General features: G+C 69.8%; 1 protein-coding gene. It reads left to right on the top strand.

The window, feature by feature from the left end; all coding sequences use genetic code 11:
• A partial coding sequence (locus AC4H2H_RS19750; protein WP_494372536.1) for a transposase occupies positions 1-514 on the top strand: 514 nt, incomplete at its 5' end.
• Positions 515-536: the final 22 nt, after the last annotated feature.

Below are 536 nucleotides of genomic sequence, written 5' to 3'. Positions count from 1 at the left end.
CGCCACCTGGCGCACCCGCGCCGAGGACCAGCTGCACGCCCAGGCCCGGGCCATCGCCACCCGCACCGCCAAGCGCATCGGCGAGCTGGACACGCTGCTCGACCAGAACCAGACCCGGCTCGACACTCTGACCCGCCACATCCTGCCCGCAGTACGCGAGGAGACCGGATACGGCCCCATCACCTGCGCCCGCGCGATCGCGGCCTACTCCGAGCACGGACGCATCCGCAACGCCGACGCGTTCGCCGCACTCGCCGGCACCTGCCCCATCCCCGCGTCCTCGGGCAAGCACGAACGCATGCGCCTCAACCGCGGCGGAGACCGCCAACTCAACGCCGCGACCTACACCATCGCCCTGACCCGCATGCACCACGACCCCGCGACACGCGACTACGTCGCCCGCCGCCGCACCGAAGGCAAAACCGACCGCGAAATCCGCCGCGCCCTGAAGAACTACATCGCCCGCCACCTCTACCGAGCACTCAAGCACGCCAACCTCTCACTGACCGCTTGACAACCCATAGAAGCTTCTCGGC

The sequence above is a fragment of the Cellulosimicrobium sp. BMG9.22 genome (assembly GCF_059159975.1).
The sequence above is the reverse complement of the archived record's forward strand: the minus strand, read 5'-3'. Positions and strand labels throughout refer to the sequence as shown.